23 protein-coding genes, 1 other RNA gene and 2 pseudogenes are annotated in these 21260 nt (G+C 45.9%); 7 read left to right on the top strand and 19 right to left on the bottom strand.

Features of this window, described 5'->3' with window-relative positions:
- Window positions 1-54 precede the first annotated feature (54 nt).
- From copA to csoR, 3 genes are all read right to left on the bottom strand, one after another.
- On the bottom strand, window positions 55-2466 hold the full coding sequence (gene copA, locus V6D41_RS12505; RefSeq protein WP_333518405.1) for a copper-exporting P-type ATPase CopA: 2412 nt from the start codon (window positions 2464-2466) through the stop codon (window positions 55-57).
- Between the two features lie 83 nt (window positions 2467-2549).
- Window positions 2550-2759: a copper chaperone CopZ gene (copZ, locus tag V6D41_RS12500; RefSeq protein WP_087991138.1), complete on the bottom strand. Its 210-nt coding sequence runs from the start codon at window positions 2757-2759 to the stop codon at window positions 2550-2552.
- Between the two features lie 74 nt (window positions 2760-2833).
- Window positions 2834-3136 (bottom strand): copper-sensing transcriptional repressor CsoR, encoded by a 303-nt coding sequence (gene csoR / locus V6D41_RS12495; RefSeq protein WP_087991139.1) that lies wholly within the window; start codon window positions 3134-3136, stop codon window positions 2834-2836.
- Between the two features lie 126 nt (window positions 3137-3262).
- On the opposite strand from csoR, the gene V6D41_RS12490 reads away from it, so the two are divergent.
- Window positions 3263-4339: an oxidoreductase gene (locus tag V6D41_RS12490; RefSeq protein ID WP_333518404.1), complete on the top strand. Its 1077-nt coding sequence runs from the start codon at window positions 3263-3265 to the stop codon at window positions 4337-4339.
- Window positions 4340-4377: 38 nt separating this feature from the next.
- Here V6D41_RS12490 and azoRB read toward each other — a convergent pair whose 3' ends face one another.
- From azoRB to secG, 11 genes and pseudogenes are all read right to left on the bottom strand, one after another.
- Window positions 4378-5013 carry an FMN-dependent NADH-azoreductase AzoRB gene (azoRB, locus tag V6D41_RS12485; RefSeq protein WP_003235159.1) on the bottom strand — a complete coding sequence of 212 codons (636 nt, stop codon included), beginning with the start codon at window positions 5011-5013 and terminating at the stop codon, window positions 4378-4380.
- Between the two features lie 313 nt (window positions 5014-5326).
- Window positions 5327-5517, bottom strand: a pseudogene (locus V6D41_RS12480) (FUSC family protein); the annotation flags it as partial.
- Between the two features lie 103 nt (window positions 5518-5620).
- Window positions 5621-6277 (bottom strand): GntR family transcriptional regulator, encoded by a 657-nt coding sequence (locus V6D41_RS12475; RefSeq protein ID WP_333518403.1) that lies wholly within the window; start codon window positions 6275-6277, stop codon window positions 5621-5623.
- 7 nt (window positions 6278-6284) lie between these two features.
- Window positions 6285-7232: an EamA family transporter gene (locus V6D41_RS12470; RefSeq protein ID WP_333518402.1), complete on the bottom strand. Its 948-nt coding sequence runs from the start codon at window positions 7230-7232 to the stop codon at window positions 6285-6287.
- A gap of 111 nt (window positions 7233-7343) precedes the next feature.
- Window positions 7344-7580: pseudogene (locus V6D41_RS12465) on the bottom strand (SDR family NAD(P)-dependent oxidoreductase); the annotation flags it as partial.
- Window positions 7568-7657 (bottom strand): hypothetical protein, encoded by a 90-nt coding sequence (locus V6D41_RS21540; protein ID WP_442893065.1) that lies wholly within the window; start codon window positions 7655-7657, stop codon window positions 7568-7570. The pseudogene V6D41_RS12465 and the gene V6D41_RS21540, both read right to left, overlap by 13 nt.
- A 216-nt stretch (window positions 7658-7873) precedes the next feature.
- Window positions 7874-8236: a transfer-messenger RNA gene (gene ssrA, locus V6D41_RS12460) on the bottom strand.
- A 177-nt stretch (window positions 8237-8413) separates the two neighbouring features.
- Window positions 8414-8884 (bottom strand): SsrA-binding protein, encoded by a 471-nt coding sequence (smpB, locus tag V6D41_RS12455; RefSeq protein ID WP_333518401.1) that lies wholly within the window; start codon window positions 8882-8884, stop codon window positions 8414-8416.
- Window positions 8885-9031: 147 nt separating this feature from the next.
- The gene (gene rnr, locus V6D41_RS12450; protein ID WP_333518400.1) at window positions 9032-11371 is read right to left on the bottom strand and encodes a ribonuclease R; all 2340 of its coding nucleotides are present in this window, start codon (window positions 11369-11371) and stop codon (window positions 9032-9034) included.
- Window positions 11372-11389: 18 nt separating this feature from the next.
- Window positions 11390-12130, bottom strand: a complete 741-nt coding sequence (locus tag V6D41_RS12445) for an alpha/beta hydrolase (RefSeq protein ID WP_333518399.1) — start codon at window positions 12128-12130, stop codon at window positions 11390-11392.
- A 131-nt stretch (window positions 12131-12261) separates the two neighbouring features.
- Window positions 12262-12492 (bottom strand): preprotein translocase subunit SecG, encoded by a 231-nt coding sequence (secG, locus tag V6D41_RS12440; RefSeq protein ID WP_003220028.1) that lies wholly within the window; start codon window positions 12490-12492, stop codon window positions 12262-12264.
- Window positions 12493-12641: 149 nt separating this feature from the next.
- On the opposite strand from secG, the gene V6D41_RS12435 reads away from it, so the two are divergent.
- Window positions 12642-13412: an alpha/beta fold hydrolase gene (locus V6D41_RS12435; RefSeq protein ID WP_333518398.1), complete on the top strand. Its 771-nt coding sequence runs from the start codon at window positions 12642-12644 to the stop codon at window positions 13410-13412.
- A gap of 37 nt (window positions 13413-13449) precedes the next feature.
- Here V6D41_RS12435 and V6D41_RS12430 read toward each other — a convergent pair whose 3' ends face one another.
- Complete coding sequence (locus V6D41_RS12430; RefSeq protein WP_009968172.1) at window positions 13450-13683, bottom strand: helix-turn-helix domain-containing protein; 234 nt, start codon at window positions 13681-13683, stop codon at window positions 13450-13452.
- Window positions 13684-13835: 152 nt separating this feature from the next.
- Between V6D41_RS12430 and rghR the strand changes: the two genes are divergently transcribed.
- The 4 genes from rghR to V6D41_RS12410 all read left to right on the top strand — a co-directional run bounded on the left by rghR (window position 13836) and on the right by V6D41_RS12410 (window position 16941).
- On the top strand, window positions 13836-14243 hold the full coding sequence (gene rghR, locus V6D41_RS12425) for a transcriptional repressor RghR (RefSeq protein ID WP_087991152.1): 408 nt from the start codon (window positions 13836-13838) through the stop codon (window positions 14241-14243).
- Window positions 14244-14271: 28 nt separating this feature from the next.
- Window positions 14272-14691 carry a helix-turn-helix domain-containing protein gene (locus V6D41_RS12420; protein WP_333518397.1) on the top strand — a complete coding sequence of 140 codons (420 nt, stop codon included), beginning with the start codon at window positions 14272-14274 and terminating at the stop codon, window positions 14689-14691.
- Window positions 14692-14782: 91 nt separating this feature from the next.
- Entirely contained in the window at window positions 14783-15109 is a 327-nt protein-coding gene (gene catR / locus V6D41_RS12415; protein ID WP_003220037.1) for a catDE operon transcriptional regulator CatR, read from the top strand.
- 131 nt (window positions 15110-15240) lie between these two features.
- A complete protein-coding gene (locus tag V6D41_RS12410) occupies window positions 15241-16941 on the top strand; it encodes a methyl-accepting chemotaxis protein (RefSeq protein WP_333518396.1) in 1701 nt (566 codons plus the stop codon).
- Window positions 16942-16984: 43 nt separating this feature from the next.
- On the opposite strand, the gene opuBD is transcribed toward V6D41_RS12410, so the two are convergent.
- Genes opuBD through opuBA form a run of 4 tightly spaced genes read right to left on the bottom strand, consistent with a single transcriptional unit; the run spans window position 16985 to window position 20427 of the window.
- Entirely contained in the window at window positions 16985-17665 is a 681-nt protein-coding gene (gene opuBD / locus V6D41_RS12405; protein WP_333518395.1) for a choline ABC transporter permease OpuBD, read from the bottom strand.
- A 16-nt stretch (window positions 17666-17681) separates the two neighbouring features.
- On the bottom strand, window positions 17682-18602 hold the full coding sequence (gene opuBC / locus V6D41_RS12400) for a choline ABC transporter substrate-binding lipoprotein OpuBC (protein WP_333518394.1): 921 nt from the start codon (window positions 18600-18602) through the stop codon (window positions 17682-17684).
- An 11-nt stretch (window positions 18603-18613) separates the two neighbouring features.
- Window positions 18614-19267, bottom strand: a complete 654-nt coding sequence (gene opuBB / locus V6D41_RS12395; RefSeq protein WP_333518393.1) for a choline ABC transporter permease OpuBB — start codon at window positions 19265-19267, stop codon at window positions 18614-18616.
- A 14-nt stretch (window positions 19268-19281) separates the two neighbouring features.
- Window positions 19282-20427 carry a choline ABC transporter ATP-binding protein OpuBA gene (gene opuBA, locus V6D41_RS12390; protein ID WP_333518392.1) on the bottom strand — a complete coding sequence of 382 codons (1146 nt, stop codon included), beginning with the start codon at window positions 20425-20427 and terminating at the stop codon, window positions 19282-19284.
- A 284-nt stretch (window positions 20428-20711) separates the two neighbouring features.
- Here opuBA and V6D41_RS12385 point away from each other — a divergent pair, with 284 nt between their 5' ends.
- A complete protein-coding gene (locus V6D41_RS12385) occupies window positions 20712-21245 on the top strand; it encodes a GbsR/MarR family transcriptional regulator (protein WP_333518391.1) in 534 nt (177 codons plus the stop codon).
- Window positions 21246-21260 lie beyond the last annotated feature (15 nt).

Here is a 21260-nt window from a genome sequence, read left to right as displayed (position 1 = left end):
GCAGGCCTGACAACGAATGCGAGGGTTTGTCGATAAGCTGAAAAACCGGCATATTTATTTTACTTTCTGCAGACGCAACGCATTCAGAACAACGGAAACGGAGCTGAATGCCATTGCTGCTCCCGCTATCCATGGCGCTAAAAATCCGAGCGCTGCGATCGGGATGCCGAGGCTGTTATAGCCAAGCGCCCAGAATAAGTTTTGTTTAATGTTTTTCATTGTTAATCTGCTCATGCGGATTGCGTCGGCAATGCTGTTCAAATCGCCGCGTATAAGCGTAATGTCCGCTGTTTCCATGGCAATATCCGTGCCTGTTCCAATCGCCATGCCAATATCGGCTGTAGCTAGCGCCGGCGCATCGTTAATTCCGTCGCCTACCATGGCCGTCTGGCGCCCTTCTTTTTGCAGGCGGGAAATTTCTGCCGCCTTTTGTTCAGGAAGGGCTTCCGCAATGACACTCGTAATTCCCGCTTCCTTCGCGATGGCTTCTGCAGTTTTGCGATTGTCACCTGTCATCATGATGACATCCAAGCCCAACGCTTTCAGACGGGCCACTGCCTCTCGTGACGTGTCTTTTATCGTATCGGCAACAGCTACAAGCCCCGCGGCTTCACCATCAATAGAGACAAGCATAACCGTTTTCCCTTCTGCCTCAAGTTCTTCCATTTGGGCAAGAAGATCCCCATGTTCGATCTGTTCGCTCTCCATTAACTTTCTTGTGCCAACGAGAATGGTTTTGCCTCCGGCTTTAGCCAAAACGCCTGCGCCTACCTTTGCTTCAAAGCGGATCAGCTTCGGTATTTCTAGCCCTTTTTCTTTCACGCCGGCGACTATCGCCTCACCGAGCGGATGCTCCGATCCCGTTTCAGCTGCCGCCGTAAACTGAAGCAGTTCTGTTTCTTCAAAATGGCCGAATGGAATGGCATCTGTCAATCGCGGCTTTCCGTTTGTCACAGTTCCGGTTTTATCGAGAACAATCGTATCGAGACGATGTGTTTTTTCTAAATGTTCGCCGCCTTTAAAGAGAATCCCGAATTCAGCCGCGCGGCCAGATCCAGCCATAATGCTCGTCGGAGTGGCAAGGCCCAGCGCACAAGGGCAGGCGATGACGAGCACCGCAATAACCTTACTGATCGCTTCTGCAAAATCACCGGGAGCCACCCAGAGATACCAAATGAGGAAAGTGAGAACGGCAATCCCCAATACAATGGGGACAAAAATGCCAGATATCTGATCAGCGAGACGCTGGATCGGCGCTTTTGACCCTTGTGCTTCCTCGACGATTTTAATGATATGAGAAAGCGCGGTATCCTTTCCGACGTTGACAGCTTTGATTTTCAGAAATCCGTTTGAGTTAACGGTTGCGCCTGTCACGCTGTCACCCGGATTTTTATCAACTGGAAGGCTTTCTCCTGTAATCATCGATTCATCTACAGCCGAGCGGCCTTCAATCACTTCTCCATCGACAGGAATTCGTTCGCCCGGTTTGACGTAAACAATGTCATTGACAAGCACTTCGTCTATCGGAATGATTTGCTCCTGTCCGTCTCTTACGACAGTCGCTGTTTTCGCTTGAAGCTTCATCAGCTTTTTAATGGCGTCCGAAGAACGGCCCTTTGCCTTTGTTTCAAACAGCTTCCCTAACAAAATCAGCGTCAGCAATATCGCGCTTGTTTCATAGTAAAGGCCGGCTGTATGGCCATGGGAACCGAGGCTTTGGATCGTAATATAAAGGCTGTAAGCATAAGCAGCCGTCGTTCCTAGCGCGACCAACACATCCATATTGGCGCTTTTGTTTCTGAGCGCCTTATACGCACCCGCATAAAACGGCCAGCCGATCAGAAACTGCACTGGAGTCGCCAGCGCAAACTGCATCCACGGATTAAGAAATATATCCGGCACCCAAATGAACGAGGTAAATGTAAAATGGCTCACCATCGCCCAAAGTAGCGGAAATGATAGAACCGCTGAAAAGATCAGTCTCGCCGTTTGCTTCCGTTCTTCTTTCTTTTTAGAAGCTGCGGAATCCCGGTGTTCATCGCCTTTCAGCTTAAGCTTATATCCTAGTTTATCTATCGCTTCTTTCAACTCGCTGACAGACGCTTCTTTTGGATTGTACTCGACCGCAACCGTTTCTAATGCGAAGTTTACAGGAGCATTTGTGACGCCTTCTATTTTGTTAAGCCGCTTTTCAATCCGATTGGCGCAAGCCGCACACGTCATGCCTTCAATATCGAATTCAGCTTTTTCTGTTATGACGTGATAGCCCAGCTTTTCAATTTTTTCCTGAATCGCTGCAGCTCCTGTTTCAGCAGGATCGTAGGTGACATTTGAGGTTTCCGTTGCCATATTGACATTGGCATCCGTGACACCCGGCATCCGCTTGAGGCCTTTTTCAATTCTGGAGGCACATGCCGCACAGGTCATACCAGATACCTGCATCGCAATTTCCTTTTGTTCACTCAACATACTCACTCCTTTATATACACCAGGGGGGTATATAAAAATGAAAGAAATACCGCGCCTTCATAAAGGCGCGATACCTTAAATCAATCGGCTACATCATAGCCCTGATCTTCTATCGCATCCGCAATGTCTTTGACTGATACTTTGTCAGCATCAAACGAAATATCGACTTTTCCCGCTTCCAGATTGACATGCACAGCACTGACCCCATCCAGTTCTCCCACGCTCGTTTCTACTGCTTTCACGCAGTGCTGACATGACATTCCTTCAACTTGCAATGTTTTTTGGTCCATATGAATTCCTCCTGTTTGTTCTTTCTGTTTTCATGCTACCATACCCCCGTAGGGTATTACAATATAAAAAGACTTTATGATTTTGTGAACTTTTTAAATACGTCCAATAGCTCAGAAATGGCTTGGTCCCCGTCTCCGCTTTTGATGGCATCCGCTACACAATGATGGGTGTGGTCCTCAAGCAAGTGGAGAGCCACCTTTTGCATTGCCGCTTGAACAGCAGATATCTGCACAAGAATATCTACACAATACCTATCGTTTTCCACCATGTTTTGAATACCTCTCACTTGGCCTTCTATCCGCTTCAGCCGGTTTGTGATTTGATCCTTTTCTTTTGAGCTTTTATGGTTTAATGTTTTATGTTCGTTATGCTCCATGTGCACACCCCTGTTTCTTATATTAATTCCCATTATACTGATTGTCCAAACTGTTGTCTAAGCTTGACGCGGCAAAAAAATGATCAGTTAGGTTTTACCATTTGATCAGGAGGGTATATACCTTTTATGAAAACGCTTTTAAAGGAGAGAAGAAAAGTGGATACGATAAAGGTTGGGGTATTAGGGTACGGGCTGTCTGGTTCGGTTTTTCACGCGCCGCTTCTTGCTGTTCTGGATGAGTATCACATCAGTAAAGTCATGACATCGCGGACAGAAGAAGTGAAACGGGATTTTCCGGATGCAGAAGTTGTACATGAGCTTGAGGAAATGACAAATGACCCGGCCATTGAACTTGTCATTGTCACCACCCCGAGCGGCCTTCATTACGAGCATGCCATGGCATGCATTCAGGCCGGAAAACACGTTGTAATGGAAAAACCGATGACAGCGACAGCTGAAGAAGGGGAAAAATTAAAGCAGGCTGCCGTTGAAAAAGGCGTATTGTTAAGTGTCTATCATAACCGGCGCTGGGATAACGACTTTTTAACGATTAAAAAGCTGATCGCTGATGGATCCCTTGAAGATATCAATACATATCAAGTCTCCTATGACCGCTACAGTCCTGAGGTTCAAGCACGGTGGCGGGAAAAAGAAGGCGCTGCCACTGGTACGCTGTATGATCTCGGCTCTCACATCATAGACCAAACCCTCCATTTGTTCGGAATGCCGAAAGCTGTTACGGCAAACGTGATGACCCAGCGTGAAAACGCCAGAGCCGTTGACTATTTTCATTTGATAATGGATTACGGCAAGCTCCAAGCCATTCTTTACGGAGGATCGATCGTTCCGGCAAACGGCCCCCGTTATCAAATCCATGGACAGCATTCCAGCTTTATCAAATACGGAATCGATGCACAGGAAGACGCACTCAGAGCGGGAAGCAAACCGGAGGATGACAGCTGGGGTGCGGATGACCCCGCTTTTTACGGACAGCTGACAACCATTCATGGCGAGAACAAAAAAACAGAAACCATTCCATCGGTAAATGGCTCTTACCTTACCTATTACCGCAAAATAGCGGAAAGCATACGGGAAGGCGCCGCGCTGCCTGTCACTGCTGAAGAAGGTATTGATGTCATCCGCATCATTGAAGCCGCGATGAAAAGCAGCGATGAAAAACGGACCATTATGCTGGAGCAATAAACAAAAGCCTCCCCCTTTTATCAGGGGAGGCTTTTTCATTAGAATGTTTTTCCTGCTTCTTTCGCACGCGCGATCGCATCTTCTTTAATTTGCTGTGCTTTATCAGGCTCGGCATTATGTCCCTCGACAAAAATGCCATCGAAGGATGGAACGCCGAAGAAATTCATCATGATGCCGATGTAACGGTGGCCCATTTCCATTTCAGCCGCAGGGCCTTCTGAATAGTAGCCGCCGCGCGCTTGAATATGAATCGCTTTTTTATCAGTTAACAAGCCAATAGGTCCTTGTTCAGTGTATTTGAATGATTTTCCTGCAACCGCCACAGAATCAAGATACGCTTTCATCACTGGCGGGAATGAGAAGTTCCATAAAGGAGTCACGAATACGTACTTATCAGCAGATGCAAATTGATCGCTAAGCTCTCCCAGACGGCCGACTTTCGCTTTTTCACTTTCAGAAAGCTCTTCAAAGCCTGTGCCTGACTGAAGCTTTCCCCAGCCGCTGAATACATCCGCGTCAATGTGCGGGATATTTTCTTTGTACAAATCGATATGTACAACTTCATCATTTGGGTTCGCTTCTTTGTAAGATTCGATGAACGCTTTACCTGTTGCCATACTGTAAGAAGTTGCTTCATCATGCGGGTGAGCAGTGATATATAATACTTTTGCCATATTTACCAGCCCTTTCGTTTTTTAAAATTACACATCAATTATTATCATACAGATGCATTATGATTATTCTGTCTCTCTTAGTCTTTATTATAGAGATAGTGAAAATTACTTTCAAGTAAAACATCTTTAATTAAAGATTGTTTAACCCTTTAAACAGCTTACTTTTCAAAATCTGTCCGCAAGCTGAAATACAGGCGGAGAGCTCTTTGCTGATCTGCGGGTAATAAGAACATGCGGCACTTGTTGTCCGCCGGCATCCTTTTCATCAAAGCGGATTTCTCAGCCTGTTTAAAACGTCCTCATATAACTTAATAACAAAACCCCCGATGCTTGCAGTTAAACCATAATCCGTGTGATCCGCCAATGCCCCGATCAGCACAGGAAACCCCGAAGAAATGCCTGATCCGATTGCCTTTTTCAAAGGAAATGGATGTCATGAATGCGAAAAGCATCCTTCACGATGCTTGGCATGGTTCTTTGATTGTTCCCAGCAGTTTTGTTCATTGACAAAATCTTTTTCTATGAATGTACGGAACGCTTCTCGTTTATCTGCTATAGTATGCCCCAAAAACGGAAAAAAGCAGAGACCGTACCGTCTCTGCCTGCTTTACCTCAATTTATCCGCAATATCCTGAATCGGCTTGATCCAGTTGCTGTATGTCAGCTCGGCCGCTTTTTTCCGATTCTTCTCTTTACACGCCTGAATCATTTGTTCATGTTCTTCAATCGAATTTTGCGGCGATTTGAAAAAAAGATATTCGAGTCGAAGAATATGCATATGAAGAACAGATGTGAAATTGCGGATATATTCATTATTGGCCGCATCAATCATGACATCATGAAACGCTTTATCAAGCCCAAGCGCTTCATAGATTTCATTTCGGTCAATCGCCATCTTCATTTGCTGATTGATCGCAGCCATCTCCTCCAAGTGCGATGACTGAATGTTTTCGATAGCCAGTTCGGCAGCGGTGGATTGCAGAGCCGCCATTGGCGGATACACCTTGAAAACATCGTTTTTTTCAATTTGTGAGATTCTTGTTTCTCTTCCCGGTGACATTTCAACAAAACCTTGTACCGCCAATAATTGCAGAGCTTCTCTGACTGGCGTTCTGCTGACGCCAAGCGCTTTCGCTAACTCGTCGTCGTTGATTTTTTCTCCGGGAGCAAGAATGCCTTCTACGATCCATTTTTGAATTTGTTCCAATGCAATCGTTTTAGCAGTTTGTCTGACAGGCTTCGAGATATTTGACGGAATTGGCATAAAAGCATCACCTCTGAATATTGGTTTGTTTTTTTAACGCCGCTGTTTTGCCGGCACTCTTTTTTTGCGATAAAACAAAAATCATCACCAAAATACACGCCGCCCCTGCCGCTTGGTATAATCCGAAGGACACACCGAGCCACAGAATAGAAGATGCCACTGCGGCAACCGGCTCAGTGCACCCAAGTATGCTCGCTTCTTGCGGAAATAAATATTTCAAACTGGTCAAATACATATAAAAACCCAACAGCGTTCCGAATATAACAATAAAACCGACTAAAACGCTCGCAGACATCGTCCATCCCTGTACATTAACGTCCCATGGGGGATGGATAAAGCTCATGCCAATGCCTCCGATCAGCATTCCCCAGCCAATCACGAGAGCAGATCCCCAGTTTTTCAAAAGAGAGCTGGAGTACAGCGTATAAAAGGCCAAAGCCGCGGCAGAAAGCAGCCCCCATATAATAGACAAGGACGAAACGGTTAAATGATTGACGCTACCATTGGTCAGCAGTAAAAAAGTGCCTCCCAAAGCCAGCACAAGCGCGCAAATATCCGCTAACTGAAAGGAATTCTTCCGTGTCACAAGCAAAAACATCATAATCAAAACGGGCGCCAAATACTGTAGCAGCGTAGCCACAGCAGCATTTCCGGTTCCGATCGAAGCTAAAAATGTATACTGAACGCCCAGCATGCCTGCAATCCCGAAAACAATCAGCTGGATAGCCGATTTTGGATCCTTCCATATCGCCCACACCGCACGTCTGTTGTTACCGGCCGATATGATGATCAGCAGAAGCAGACCTGATAAAAGCAAACGTACGGTGACAAGCCACTCCACCGACACATCACTTGTTTCAAACAAATGCTGGGCAGCCGTTCCCGACAATCCCCAAAAGGCAGCTCCGACAATGACCATAAAAAAACCGTACATCCGTTGTTTTTGAGTCGCCAACGCACACCCTCCAGACAATTAATATGCAATATATTACATATTATATCGTTTTACTTTTCTGAAAACAAAGGTTTTATAAAAAAACCTCTCCCATTGGGAAAGGTTTAAAAGAACACTGCGGACCAAATCGCCGTCAGCCAGAAGCGTCGCGCCATTGATCGCGGAGGAAAGTGAGCTGCTTAAAAATGTAACGAAGTGGGCGATTTCTTCCGGACGGATCAGTATTTGAACGTTGGGTGTCGGCCGGTTTTCTTTCATAAAATGTGCCTCAGCTTCTTGAACAGTCAGATTTTCAACGGGATAAAGCGAATTCAGCATGGTTTCCCTTCCCTCTGTTAAGGCATGACCGTACTGATCACTGCCGCGCCCTCTTCGGCTAACGAAGAGGCAATGGCTTTCCCAATCCCCGATGCCGAACCGGTCACCAGTGCGCTTTTTCCTTGTAAATTCAACTACATTTGTCCATCCCTCCGTTTTTGATTCCTTTTATTGATTGATAGAAATGCGTTTGGTGAAACATCTGCTCTGCAATCAGTATGAAACAGCTGGGATTGAAATAGAAGTGCGTACTTTTTGGTACCTATGATCTGGAGAAAAAATAAAGCAGAACCCCTTAAGAGGTTCTGCTTTATTTTTAATATGTATGGAGACGGTGGGAGTCGAACCCACGTCCAGAAACATCGATTACTTAAGCGTCTACGAGCGTAGCCTGCATATTTATGGTTTCACTCATCTTCTTGCCTGCGGGCGGGCCTTCCGAGAGCTAGTCTGTTCATCTCTTCTTACGTTCTCAGACAGGAACGCAAGCGTAGCCTACTTGGATGTGCTCTTCACTGACACATAGGCAATGTCAGGAAGAGCTCGCTGCGCTTATTAGGCAGCTAATGCTACGTTTTGGTTAAAACTGTTAGTTTTGCCAGTTATATTTAGGTGCGTGTTTACGAGATCGCCTCTCGGCTCGCAGCTCAAGCTCGATCCATCCCTGTCGAATCCGTAACGTCCCCTTGGTATAAGGGAAATACGGGAGAAAATAATCAAGCTCTCACTCAAACTGGCTACAGTCTTATTATAACATGATCACGGCTCTTTTCAATTGTCAAATCCTTCAAATGAATAGCGTTGTGATCTGATCGTGTACACAGTATAGCACAGGCCTGATTTTTGAATCAAGCACGATGCCTTTAGAAGCCTTTTTGACTGTCTCTGAACGCTCTTTCGATTTCCCGCTTCGCGTCCTTCCGCTTCAGGTCTTCCCGTTTGTCATAGTTCTTCTTCCCTTTTCCAAGGCCGAGAAGCACTTTGGCAAAGCCGTTTTTTAAATACAGCTTCAGCGGAACGAGAGAATAGCCTTTTTCCTTTGTAAGCCCGATCAGCTTATTAATCTCCTTGCGGTGCATTAACAGCTTTCTCGTCCGAAGCGGATCGTGGTTAAAACGGTTTCCCTGCTCATACGGGCTGACGTGCATATTGTGGAGAAACACTTCTCCTCGCTCGATTTTGGCGAAGGAATCCTTAAGGTTTACGCGGCCGGCGCGAATCGATTTGATTTCGGTTCCTTGCAACGCGATACCTGTTTCATAGGTTTCTTCTATAAAATAATCGTGATTGGCTTTCTTATTTTGAGATAATACTTTTCCTGACCCTTTTGGCATGCCAGAACCTCCTCCTCTCTCTAAGGAAAAACTGTCCACCTTTTGCGATACGCTCTATTTTATCAAATGTCACGTACCGCTACAATGAAAAGCTGTTTCCGAAAGAAAGCAAATAGAGCACTGCGGCCCTATTTGCTGGTTGAGCTGTTATTTTTTCTTTTTCCGTTTCTGTTTCGGCGCGTTTTGAAAGCCGCGTTTTTTCTTTTTCGGCTTCGGCTTCGTGAACCATTCCCCTTTTTCCTCAGATGGAGCTGGAGAAACGGGCGAATTGGTGCTTTGGACGCGTTTTCTGGCAGGCTTTCCGCGTTTTCTGCTCTGGCTGCTGTCCAGTTCCCTTGGACGACGCGGAGAGCCTTTCATGCCGACGATTTCAAAATCAATATTGCGCTCGTCTTTATTGACATCGACCACCTTGACCGTGATTTCATCTCCAATGCGGAAGACGTTTCCTGTCCGCTCGCCGATCATCGCAAAATGCTGTTCGTCAAAGCGGTAGTAGTCATCTGTCATAAAGCTGACATGCACGAGGCCTTCGATTGTATTCGGCAGCTCGACGAACATCCCGAAGTTTGTCACAGAGCTGATCATGCCGTCAAACTCTTCACCGATTTTATCAATCATGAATTCCGCTTTTTTCAGATCATCCGTTTCACGCTCGGCGTCAACTGCGCGGCGCTCCATCGTTGATGTATGTTCGGCGATATCCGGCAGGCGTTCAGCCCACTTTTCCTGTGTCGCTTCATCGACTTTGCCGTTGATTAAGTACGTTCTGATCAGACGGTGGACGATTAAGTCCGGGTAACGGCGGATCGGCGATGTGAAATGTGTATAGAATTCCGTTGACAGACCGAAGTGCCCTAAGCTTTGCGGGTCGTATTTCGCCTGTTTCATCGAACGGAGCATGACAGTAGATACAACTGTTTCTTCAGGTTTGTCACGCACAGCGTCCAAAATGCTTTGCAACGCGCGCGGATGAATATCTCCCGAGGTTCCTTTCACCACGTAGCCAAATGTCGTCACAAATTCTAAAAACTTTTGCAGCTTTTCAGCGTTCGGCTCTTCGTGAATCCGGTATATAAACGGTACGTTCATCCAATGGAAATGCTCCGCTACCGTTTCGTTCGCCACAAGCATAAATTCTTCAATCAGCTTCTCGGCGACAGAGCGTTCTCTGATGACAACGTCTTTAACCGCTCCTTCGTCATCGACAAGCACCTTTGCTTCTTTGAAATCAAAATCAACAGCGCCGCGGTTCATCCGCTTTTCACGCAGAATTTCTGCGAGACGCTCCATGTCTTTGAACATCGGAACGAGGAGCTCATATTTTTGCTTCAGCTCTTCGTCATCGTCAACAAGAATTTGATTCACATCTGAATACGTCATTCTTTCCGTTGTTTTGATGACACTTTGGAAGATCTCGTGCTCCGTCACCTGCCCCTGGCTGTTTATTGTCATTTCACAAGAAAGGGTCAAGCGGTCAACCTTTGGATTTAAGGAACAGATGCCGTTTGACAGTCTGTGCGGAATCATCGGGATGACACGGTCAACCAAATACACACTCGTCCCTCTCTCAACCGCTTCTTTGTCAATCGGCGAGTTTTCAGTTACGTAATGGCTGACATCGGCAATGTGAACGCCGAGCTTATAGCTTCCGTCATCAAGCTTCGTCACGGTAACCGCATCATCCAAATCCTTCGCGTCCGCTCCATCAATAGTGACAATCACCTGGTCACGGAGATCACGGCGGTCTTTCAGATCTTTTTCGTCAATGGTGTCAGGCGTATTTGATGCCTGTTCCATGGCGTCGGCAGGAAATTCTCCCGGCAGGCCGTGCTTATGAATGACCGATAAAATATCAATGCCCGGATCATTTTTATGGCCGAGAATGGTTTCAATCTCGCCCTCTGCGTTCATGCGGCCTTCTGGATAGCTTGTCAGCTTGACAACAACCTTATGCCCCTCGGCAGCTCCGTTTTTCCCATTTTTCGGGATAAAGATGTCACTCGTGATTTTTTTGTCGTCCGGAATGACAAAGCCGAAGTTTCTTGTTTCTGTATACGTACCGACAACCCGCTGAATCGCTCTTTCTAAAATGCGGATGACGGTTCCTTCCTGCCTGGAGCCGTTTGACTGTGAATTCAGCCGAACCATGACGATATCGCCGTTCATTGCTGTATTCAGCTCATTAGGCGGAATAAACACATCGCTTAACGATGTATCCTCAGGCAGCAAAAAGGCGAATCCTTTTGCATGTGCTGATATCTTTCCTTTTATTAAATTCATCTTCTCAGGAATGCCGTAGCGGTCGCTTCTCGTCCGTACGATATGCCCTTTTTCTTCCAAGGCGACTAACGCTTTGACGAGCTCTTTAAACTCCTCGGCTTCCGTAATATTTAACATCTCCTCAAGTTCCTGAACGGTCAGAGGCTTATACGCCTCTTCCTTCATAAACGAGAGAAGCTTTTCCATAAATGCTTCTTTTTCCATTATCCAACCTCCTGTTAATTACCAATCGAGCTTCTCTAAAAATTCATACACATCCTGATGGACGAGGTCCCGTTCTTTGTCTAACGTGATGACGTGGCCTGATTCCTCATACCATTTCAGCTGTTTATCATCAGTCTCCACTTCGTTGTAAATGATATTGGCGCTTTCGGTATTAATCATGTGATCATGACGGGCCTGCACCACGAATGTCGGTGAATAAATCATATCGACATTGTTCCGTACATCGGCAATTAAATCTTGCAACGCCTTGAGCGTGTTCATTGGCGTTTTCTCGAATTCCTTCATTTCCTCTTCAATCTGCTCCGAGGTTTTCCCCTCGAATTTTTTGTAATTGCGAGCATATGAAAGGACGCCCTGGTACATGACCTCTTCACTCTTAATATGCATCGGCGCGCACATTGGGACAATTCCCTTTATGGGTACAGTGTAACCCAATTTCAGCGAAAAAACCCCGCCAAGCGACAGTCCGCAGGCAGCAATGCTCTCATAGCCTTCAGATTTTAAGTATTCATAGCCGTCCATGACGTTTTTCCACCAGTCTTCAGGCCCCGTATGTACAAGTTCTTCAGGAGGAACGCCATGTCCTTCATATTGAGGCGCGTGGCACGTATAGCCCCGTTCATTCAAGTAACGCCCCAGCATTCTGACATCCGCTGTATTTCCTGTAAAGCCATGTAGCAACAGCACCGCTTTGTCTCCGCCTTTAAATGTAAATGGTTTTGGTGTCACAACTTTCATGCTCATGTCTCCTTTTCTATCTGCACGATCATTTTAGTTTTCCACAGTTTGATCAGAAAAAAACGCTCTGAATATCAGCCAGAAACGTGAAAAAGGCCTGACTTCACATCAGACCTTATACAAACATTGCCCTATAGGATATAAGCAAGCGCAATCGTTAACACGAAAAACAAGACTGCCAGCACAACCGTGATGCGGTGCAAAATCAAATCAAGACCTCTTGCTTTTTGTTTCCCGAAGAGCTGCTCCGCTCCGCCTGAAATCGCACCAGACAATCCGGCGCTTTTACTGGATTGAAGCAAAACGACAATAATAAGTGCAATGCTGACGATAACCAATAAGGTAATCAAAACCGCGTGCATCCCATACACCTCCAGACTCACTGGCCTACATTACTTCTATTTTACATGAAAAGGGTTGGCATGTCACGCTGTATCAGACGCCAAAAGACGGGATAAGGCGTTTTATCTTGGTTACCCTATTCATATAAAAAGTCAAAAGGAGAAAAATAATGCCCCTTATCAGCATAGCCAGCAGAAAACATCTTTATTATGAGGAATATGGACAGGGAATTCCGATCATTTTTATCCACCCGCCAGGCATGGGACGCAAGGTTTTTTATTATCAGCGCCTTCTCTCCGAGCATTTCAGGGTGATTTTTCCCGATTTAAGCGGCCACGGTGACAGCGATCATGCAGATCAGCCAGCCTCCATCCCTTATTATGCAAACGAGATTGTGCAATTCATGGATGCTCTGGACATTGATAAGGCTGTGTTATTCGGGTATTCCGCCGGCGGCTTAATCGCGCAGCACATCGGCTTTACCCACCCGGACAAAGTGTCGCATCTTGTTCTGTCCGGCGCTTATCCTGCTGTTCATAACGTAATCGGGGAGAAAATTCACAAGACCGGGATGTATCTGCTCGAGAAAAACGCCGGTTTACTCATTCGAATCCTCGCCGCAAGCCACACAAAAAACAAAGAGCTTCGAGCCATATTGACAGGCCATATGAAAAAAGCAGACCTGGCTCATTGGCATCAATATTATCAGGATTCACTCCGTTACAACTGCATTGAACAGCTGCCTCATTTACACATGCCGATGCTGTTTATGTATGGCGGCCTGCGGGACTGGACCTTCCCAGCCTCAGGCTATTACCGCAAAGCTTGCAGCCATGCCGAATTTTTCAGATTGGAATATCAGGGGCATCAGCTGCCTACAAAACAATGGAAAACATGCAACGAACTGGTGACAGGGTTTGTGCTGACACATCATTCTTAGGATAGAAAACGCTCGGTCTCCTTGCGTTTTCTATCTCCTATTGACTTTTGTCAACGAAATCATAGTAAAAAAGATCCTCGAATTTCAAATTAAAATAGTGAAGCATTTTACCGATCACTAGCTGTCCCGGCCGTCTTTCTCCATTCAGCACGCGACTCAGTGTGGCGGGTGAGACTCCGATTTCCAGCGCAAGCTGGTTAAGGGAATAATCGTTATTGACCATATACTGCAAGACATAATCACGTCTAATCTGTATCTTTTCTACTGGCACTTTCCTCACCTTCCGTTCTTGAAAAAACTTTTTTCTATACTTTTACATTACGGCTTATGTTAACTTTTGTCAATACATTTCCAGCCTACCTATTCCCTTTAGTCAATAAACATACTAAAATATGAGTAACAGTGAGGGACGGGGTGAGACAAATGGAAAACTTTGGCGAACAATTGCGGGCATTGCGTGAAGAGAGAAAATTAACAGTCAACCAGCTGGCAACTTATTCAGGCGTAAGCGCGGCCGGCATCTCCAGAATCGAAAACGGCAAACGGGGTGTTCCAAAACCCGCCACTATCAAAAAACTGGCGGAGGCCTTAAAAATTCCTTATGAAGGCCTTATGTATAAGGCTGGTTACATCGAAGAAGCACATGAAGCAAGGGCTCCTTATGAAACGAAGTGCAAGCTGCTTGAAAAAGCAGAGGCCTATGACTTGAAAAACCTTGCTCTTCTTGAGACTGAAAAGTGGCAGTATCTCAATAAAGAAGACCTGCTCATGCTGGATCATTATTTTTCATTTATTTCAGACGAAGCCAAAAAACGGTCAGCTGATGACTAACTCTTGATAGAAATGCGAGGCGATCACCATGTCATCATTCGGACAGCAATTACGGGAGCTGCGCCGCGCCCGCAAACTGACAGTGAATCAGCTTGCGGTGTACTCAGGCATCAGCTCGGCCACCATTTCAAAAATTGAAAACGGCAAGCGGGGCACGCCAAAACCTGCAACCATAAAAAAACTGGCGGCCGTACTGAAAGTGCCCTACGAAAACCTGATGGCTGCCGCAGGCCATATACGGGCCTTTCCAGCAGAAATCCGCGAAGCTTCGGAAAGCTATCAGTCCGTTTATGACATTTACCAGACGGCTGTCACTCGCGGAGCGGAGCACCTCCCGATTTTCAATAGCGAAAAATGGGAACTTCTCTCAAAGCAGGATATTGAAAATCTCAGCAAGTACTTTGATTTTTTAGCTTCGGAAGCGAAAAAGCGCGCCTCCTCTTCATAATCCCCTGTTTCTCTTTCTGCATTTTATCAATCACGCTTCCATACCTTCCCTCGTTATTTGCGTTATAATAGTGACAGACGAGGTGAAAAGTATGAACCAATCAGAAATGTGTCCTAGATTTGAAAAAGCAGTCGACATCTTGAGTAAACGCTGGGTCGCTTTGATCGTATTTCAGCTCTTGAACGGGTCGCAGCGATTTAGCGAAATTGAAGCAGCACTTCCAAATCTAAGCGGCAGAGTTCTGTCAGAACGGCTGAAAGAACTTGAGCTTGAAGGAGTGGTGAAGCGGGATGTCATCCCGGAAACTCCGGTTCGCATCGAATATTCATTGACCGATAAAGGAAAGGCGTTAGCACCCATTTTGGGTGAGATTTCAAAATGGGCGACGGATTGGATTGACCCTTCCTTTCTTGACTAACTGCTAAAACGGTTCTGATCTCAAAGTCGGGAGAAGGGCCGTTTTTTTATTTTTCATTTTCAGGTGAAAAAACGATTTCTCAGCCGATATATAGTACAACCACACATTACGTTTTTAAAGGAGACCACTATATGCGACTGACGATTTCCCGCAAATTCAGCCTGGTATTTTTGACACTGATCCTGATCAACTTACTTGTAGGCGGAATAGGCGCTTTAAATATGCAGCATATCATTCAAAAGACAGATGAAATCAACACAAAATGGATTGACGGCATCAAAGAAATTACATCGGTTAATTATTTGACCGAGCACCTGTCTTCTAAAGAAAAGGATTTTCTGATTTACACAGAAAAAAGCAAAATGGATACGCTTGATCAAGAAATGAATCAGATTCTTGAAGACATCAAACAAAAGCTTGACAGCTACCAAAAAACGATTTCAAATGATAAAGAGCAAAAGCTGTTCGAGCAGCTTCAAACTGAAGTGAACACCTATACTGATATTCATGCGCAAATTATAGAAAGCGGCCGCACGAATGATATGGACAAAGCAAGAGGTTTATTGGTTCAGACTGAAGCCAGCTTTGAGGATATGAAAAAATCACTCACTCAGCTTGTTGACTTTAATAAAGAAGGCAGCAACACAGCGGTAAAAGAAACGAAGGACGTCTATCATAAAGGGCTTATTTACACTGCTTTGCTTCTGGCAGCTTCGATTATTATCAGTATTGTCATCTGGCTTTATATCACTCGAAACATTGTAAAGCCTATCATTCGCATGAAGGAGTCTGCCAATCATATTGCCGAGGGAGATCTGTCGAATGACATGGAGCCTCTCAACTCAAAAGACGAGCTGGGCGATCTGAACGAAGCGCTGCAAAAAATGGTCGTTAATCTGAGAGATATTGTCGGATACTCCAAAGAAATCTCAAGCCGGGTTCTTTCTTCTTCACAAGTACTGGCAAACGCAACAAATGAAACGAGATCCGGCAGCAAACATATTACCGAAACGATGAACGAAATGGCTGAGGGCTCTGAACAGCAGGCCCAAGACGCCGTGACGATTGCCGAGTCGATGAATGAATTCACCGAAAGCATTGATAAAGCCTATAATCATGGCATGACCATCAGCGATACGTCTCAAAACGTTCTCGAACTCGCGGTAAGCGGAAACACAAATATGGATACGTCATTGCAGCAAATGAAAACCATCCATCATATCGTTCAGGAAGCCGTTCATAAAGTGAAGTCGCTGGAGCAGCATTCTCAGGATATCAACAAGCTCGTTCAGGTCATCAACGGCATTGCCGTGCAAACGAATTTGCTTTCCCTTAACGCCGCCATTGAAGCTGCCCGCGCGGGAGAAAGCGGCAAAGGCTTCGCCGTTGTGGCAGAAGAGGTCAGAAAGCTGGCTGACGGCGTTTCTGATTCCGTGCAGGATATTACCCGGATTGTAGGCGGCACACAGCAGGAAATCCACATCGTCATTGAATACTTAGAAAGCAGCTTTACAGAAGTCGAAAGAGGAACAGAGAACCTGACAGACACCGGCCAGACTATGCAGCATATCAAACAATCCGTCACTCACGTTGCAGACAGCATTAAAGAAGTAACAGATGGCCTGAAGCAGTTAACAAACCAATCAATTACCATCAACCAATCGATTGAAAATATCGCTTCTGTATCTGAAGAGTCGGCCGCAGGGATTGAAGAAACATTTTCGATTACCGAGCAATCCGCCCACTCTATGGATCAAGTGCTCCAGAATGCCGAAGAGCTTGAGCAGCTGGCGAAGAAGCTTAATGAGAAAATGGATCAGTTTACAATTTAAATAAAAAAAAGAGGCTGGAGTCATCCAAGCCTCTTTTTCTATTCTATGCCGCTGTTTGAACGCGTTTCGCTCTGGTTCTTTTTTTCTTGACCGGACTTAATGCCCGCTCCAGCCAGGCCATTATCAAATCGGCTCCTACCGCCATCACCGCAGTCGGGATTGCGCCGGCGAGAATAATCGCAGTTCCGTTTGTCGCGTTTGATCCGCGGACGATCATATCCCCGAGACCCCCGGCGCCGACAAATGTGCCGATCGCTGTAATCCCGATGGCAATGACGAGAGCCGTGCGCAAGCCTGCCATAATGACAGAAAGCGCCAGCGGAAGCTCAATCATCCGGAGAACCTGAAATTTCGTCATGCCCATTGCTTTTCCCGATTCTAAGTAGGCGTGTTCAATGCTGACAATGCCTGTGTACGTGTTTCGGATAATCGGCAGGAGGGAATACAGAAATAATGATACAATCACGGTGTTTGCGCCGAGCCCCATAACAAGCATCAAGACGGCCAGCATGGCAAGCGCCGGGATTGTCTGAATAACATTTGTTACGGCAAACACCCAAGCTGACAAGCGGCGAAAATGCGCAATAAGGATTCCGGCCGGAACTCCGACGGCGGCGGCAAACAAGACGCCGTAAGCCGACATGAGAAAGTGTCGGCCGAATTCTTCCATGACGTAGCTGCCGTTTTGCGCATAGTACGTCATTAACTGTTCAAGCACGTTCATTGGCTTCGTCCCCCTTTCACGATTCGAAGTAGTGATGCTTTTCTAAATATTCCTTGGCAACAACAGACGGTTCTTTTAGATTGCCGTCGACTTCGTAGTTAAGCTCCTGCATCGTGGCTGTGCCGATTTTCCCGATCATTTTCTGGATGATGCCTTCCAGTTCAGGATGTTCTTTCAGGACATGTTCCGGAACAACCGGAGAGCAGTCGTACGGAGGGAAAAATTGTTTATCATCCTTTAGCATTTTGAGCCCATAGGACTTGATTCTTCCGTCCGTGGAATATGCAAGCACAATGTCCATTTTCCCGTTTTTCACCGCATCATACACAAGCCCGATCTGCATTGGATACGTGCCGCCGAATGCCATGCCGTAGGTTTTTGTAAAATCCTCATAGCCATTCCCCTTCAGCTTCATCCAATAGTTATCGACGCCCAGCTTTAATTGCGGCGCCCATTTTTTAACGTCTGATACGGTTTCTAAGTGATATTGATCCGCAAGCTGTTGGCTGACCGTAAAGACATACGTATTATCAAACCCGTAGGAATCATACCATTTTAAATCGTATCTTTTTTTAAACTCCCGCTGTGTCAGCGCCAGCGCTTTGTCCGGATCTTTTTCCGGTTCCATTCTCAGCGTGCCTGTCAGCGCGTCTCCGGTATATCTTGTGGCCGCGATGTCAATTTCCCCGTTCATTAAGGCCTGCTGCTGCACCGCGTTGGAACCGAGATTTTTAATGGTTGTTGTTTTCAGATCAGTATAGTGTTCGATCATCTGGCCAAGCATGCTGGCGATGATTTCTGATTCGCTCATGCTTTGCGCGCCGATCTTAATGGTCTGGTCTGAAGCGGCGCTGAGGCCCGGAAGCGAACAGCCGCTCAACGTCATCATGGCTGCGAGCGTTAAACCGATCATCCATTTGAGATATTTCCTTTTCATGAGCCGCCTCCTTATGAAATTTCCTTCAATCTCTGCATGCCGGCAGGTGTCAGTTTTCGTTCAGCCACCGCCAGCACATAATCTATCACAATCGCCAATATCGTGACGGGCACCGCGCCGCCAATGATATATTCCGGCTGATATAAATTCAGGCCGATAAAAATGTAATCACCCAATCCGCCGCCTCCGATAAAGGAAGCAAGCGTGGCCCAGCCGATTAAGTAAATCGTCGATGTTCTGATTCCCGCCATGATGACAGGCGCGGCAAGCGGCAGTTCCACCAAACGGACTTGTTCAGCCGGCGTCATTCCGATGCCTTTACCAGACTCGAGCAGATTTTTGTTGACACCACGAATGCCAGTATACGTGTTGCGCAGAATCGGCAGAACGGAATAGAAAAATAAGGCCACAATAGTCGGAACTTTTCCGACACCTAAGAGCGGAATAAAAAAAGCGAGAATCGCCAGACTCGGCAGCGTCTGAATAATATTGACAATACCGATAATCGCGCCGGCCCCCTTCTTCATTCTGGTAAGCACAACCCCGAGGGGTACGGCAACGATTACGCCTAAGATGACAGCAATGAGCGATATCGTGATATGCTCATATGTTTTATAAAGGAGCTCTCCCCCGTTGGTTTGCAAAAATTGAACAATATGATGCATGACTTATCGCCTCCCTATGACAATACCGCGAGCTGCTTTTCTTCTCCCCAAAGGGAGTCATACACAATGTCGACCAGACTCGCTCTCGTCACAATTCCGATTAAGCGCCGGTCTTCATCCACAACAGGGACATATTTGACACCCCGTTTTAAAATTTTGCGGACCGTGTCGCGCAGCAATGTGCCGCCCAATACTGTGTATAGGTCTTCATGTAACACCTCTCCTACGAGATTGGCTTTTTTCCGGCATTGATCAATAATTTCAACATCCACATAGCCTTGGAGAACGTGCTCATGATCAACGACAAGCAACGAATCGACACGTTCCTGCCTCATCAGCTGAATCGCTTCAGAAAGCGTTTTATCCGCAGTGATCGTTACAGGCTGCGTGTTCATAATCTGGTCAACCCGTTCAACATCCGGGCTGGATGACTGGATCAGCCGCTCCTTGCCGATAAATTCCTCAACAAATTCGTCAGCCGGATTTCTCGAAATGTCATCGGGCGTTCCAACTTGAACAATTTCTCCCGCTTTTAAAATCACAATCCGGTCTGCCAATTTAATCGCTTCATCCATATCGTGGGTAACAAATACGATGGTTTTATGTAAGGTTTTTTGCAGTTTTTTAAATTCTTCCTGAAGGGAATCCCTCGTAATCGGGTCGAGCGCCCCAAACGGTTCATCCATTAAGATAAGCGGCGGCTCCGCGGCAAGTGCCCGTAATACACCAATTCGCTGCTGCTGTCCCCCGCTTAATTCATGAGGGTAACGGTCCAAATATTCTGGTCCCATATCGACCAATTTTAGAAGCTCACGCGCCCGATCTTTCCGCTTGTGCTCAGGCCATTTCAGCAGTTTCGGAACAAGTGAGATGTTCTGCTGAATGGTCATATGCGGAAACAGGCCGATCTGCTGAATGACATAGCCGATCTTACGCCTAAGCTCGACAGGGTCCTGTTCCATGATGTTTTCGCCGTCAATGAAAATCTTGCCGGCGGAAGGCTCAATTAATCGGTTAATCATTTTCATTGTTGTCGTTTTTCCGCAGCCGCTCGGGCCGATAAAACAGATAAATTCGCCTTTTGCAATCTTAAGATTCACGTTATTCACGGCTTTTTTGCCGCCCTTGTATGTTTTCGAGACATTTTCTAATGTCAGCAAACATCGCACCTCCAAAATTAAATTTATTCAATTCGTTCAGTTTATATTTAATTTTTCAGACAATTGAATGCTTCCCATTATAGAATAAAGTTTATAAAATAAAAAGTTTACAATTTGTTCATATTGTTTATAAAGTATGTATAAATGCTGATTTACCCCCATTGACCTGCGATGATCTCCTTATTGCTCCAATTTCCTGCCAAATTCTCTTGTTACAGCATTTCCGCCGTATCAAAAATGTGGTATATTGACATCTGAATTGTTAGCTGAAAGGATTGAAACCGTTGGAGAAAGATCCGTTAACGATCATTGAACAAGCTGAAGACCATGTAGTAGAAAGAATCGCGGAAAACATGCATGCATTTGGAATGCCCTCTACCGTCGGACGTGTGCTGGGCATTATTTATATGAATCGAAAACCGATGACGCTGACCGAATTGTCTGAAGCGACCGGCATGAGCAAAACTCGCATGAGCCAGGTTGTGCGGGAAATGCTTGATGCCAACATTGCCGAGAAGGTATTTGAAAAGGGCGTGCGAAAAGATTTATATGAGGTGGAGCAGGATTACTACCAAACGTTTATCACGCTGTTTACAGCCACTTGGAGCAAAGTCGTCAGCAAAAACAAAATGATGCATAAAAAACTCAATCGGGAGCTGCTCAGCGTCTTGGATGAAGAGCTTGCCCCTGAAGCGGAAGAAAAAGTGAATGAGCTGCTGAAGGAATTAAAGGAATGGCTCGATTATTATCATTGGCTCGGCCGTTTGATTGAGTTTTTTGAGAGCGAAGAGATTTTTAAATATGTGCCGAAGCCGTAAAAAACGCCCTGTTTT

Origin of the sequence: Bacillus sp. 0102A (assembly GCF_036765155.1) — a bacterium.
GTDB lineage: Bacteria > Bacillota > Bacilli > Bacillales > Bacillaceae > Bacillus > Bacillus subtilis_G.
The sequence above is the reverse complement of the archived record's forward strand: the minus strand, read 5'-3'. Positions and strand labels throughout refer to the sequence as shown.

Coding starts and splice junctions, on each gene's coding strand:
- smpB (WP_333518401.1), bottom strand. CDS start 8,884: ATGCCAAAAGGGTCAGGAAAAGTATTATCTCAAAATAAGAAAGCCAAT.
- opuBB (WP_333518393.1), bottom strand. CDS start 19,267: ATGCATCATATTGTTCAATTTTTGCAAACCAACGGGGGAGAGCTCCTT.
- V6D41_RS12475 (WP_333518403.1), bottom strand. CDS start 6,277: ATGCCAATTCCGTCAAATATCTCGAAGCCTGTCAGACAAACTGCTAAA.
- V6D41_RS12490 (WP_333518404.1), top strand. CDS start 3,263: ATGAAAACGCTTTTAAAGGAGAGAAGAAAAGTGGATACGATAAAGGTT.
- azoRB (WP_003235159.1), bottom strand. CDS start 5,013: ATGGCAAAAGTATTATATATCACTGCTCACCCGCATGATGAAGCAACT.
- V6D41_RS12410 (WP_333518396.1), top strand. CDS start 15,241: ATGCGACTGACGATTTCCCGCAAATTCAGCCTGGTATTTTTGACACTG.
- V6D41_RS12420 (WP_333518397.1), top strand. CDS start 14,272: ATGTCATCATTCGGACAGCAATTACGGGAGCTGCGCCGCGCCCGCAAA.
- rnr (WP_333518400.1), bottom strand. CDS start 11,371: ATGGAAAAAGAAGCATTTATGGAAAAGCTTCTCTCGTTTATGAAGGAA.
- V6D41_RS12435 (WP_333518398.1), top strand. CDS start 12,642: ATGCCCCTTATCAGCATAGCCAGCAGAAAACATCTTTATTATGAGGAA.
- rghR (WP_087991152.1), top strand. CDS start 13,836: ATGGAAAACTTTGGCGAACAATTGCGGGCATTGCGTGAAGAGAGAAAA.
- catR (WP_003220037.1), top strand. CDS start 14,783: ATGAACCAATCAGAAATGTGTCCTAGATTTGAAAAAGCAGTCGACATC.
- V6D41_RS12445 (WP_333518399.1), bottom strand. CDS start 12,130: ATGAAAGTTGTGACACCAAAACCATTTACATTTAAAGGCGGAGACAAA.
- opuBC (WP_333518394.1), bottom strand. CDS start 18,602: ATGAAAAGGAAATATCTCAAATGGATGATCGGTTTAACGCTCGCAGCC.
- secG (WP_003220028.1), bottom strand. CDS start 12,492: ATGCACGCGGTTTTGATTACCTTATTGGTTATCGTCAGCATTGCACTT.
- opuBD (WP_333518395.1), bottom strand. CDS start 17,665: ATGAACGTGCTTGAACAGTTAATGACGTACTATGCGCAAAACGGCAGC.
- copZ (WP_087991138.1), bottom strand. CDS start 2,759: ATGGACCAAAAAACATTGCAAGTTGAAGGAATGTCATGTCAGCACTGC.
- csoR (WP_087991139.1), bottom strand. CDS start 3,136: ATGGAGCATAACGAACATAAAACATTAAACCATAAAAGCTCAAAAGAA.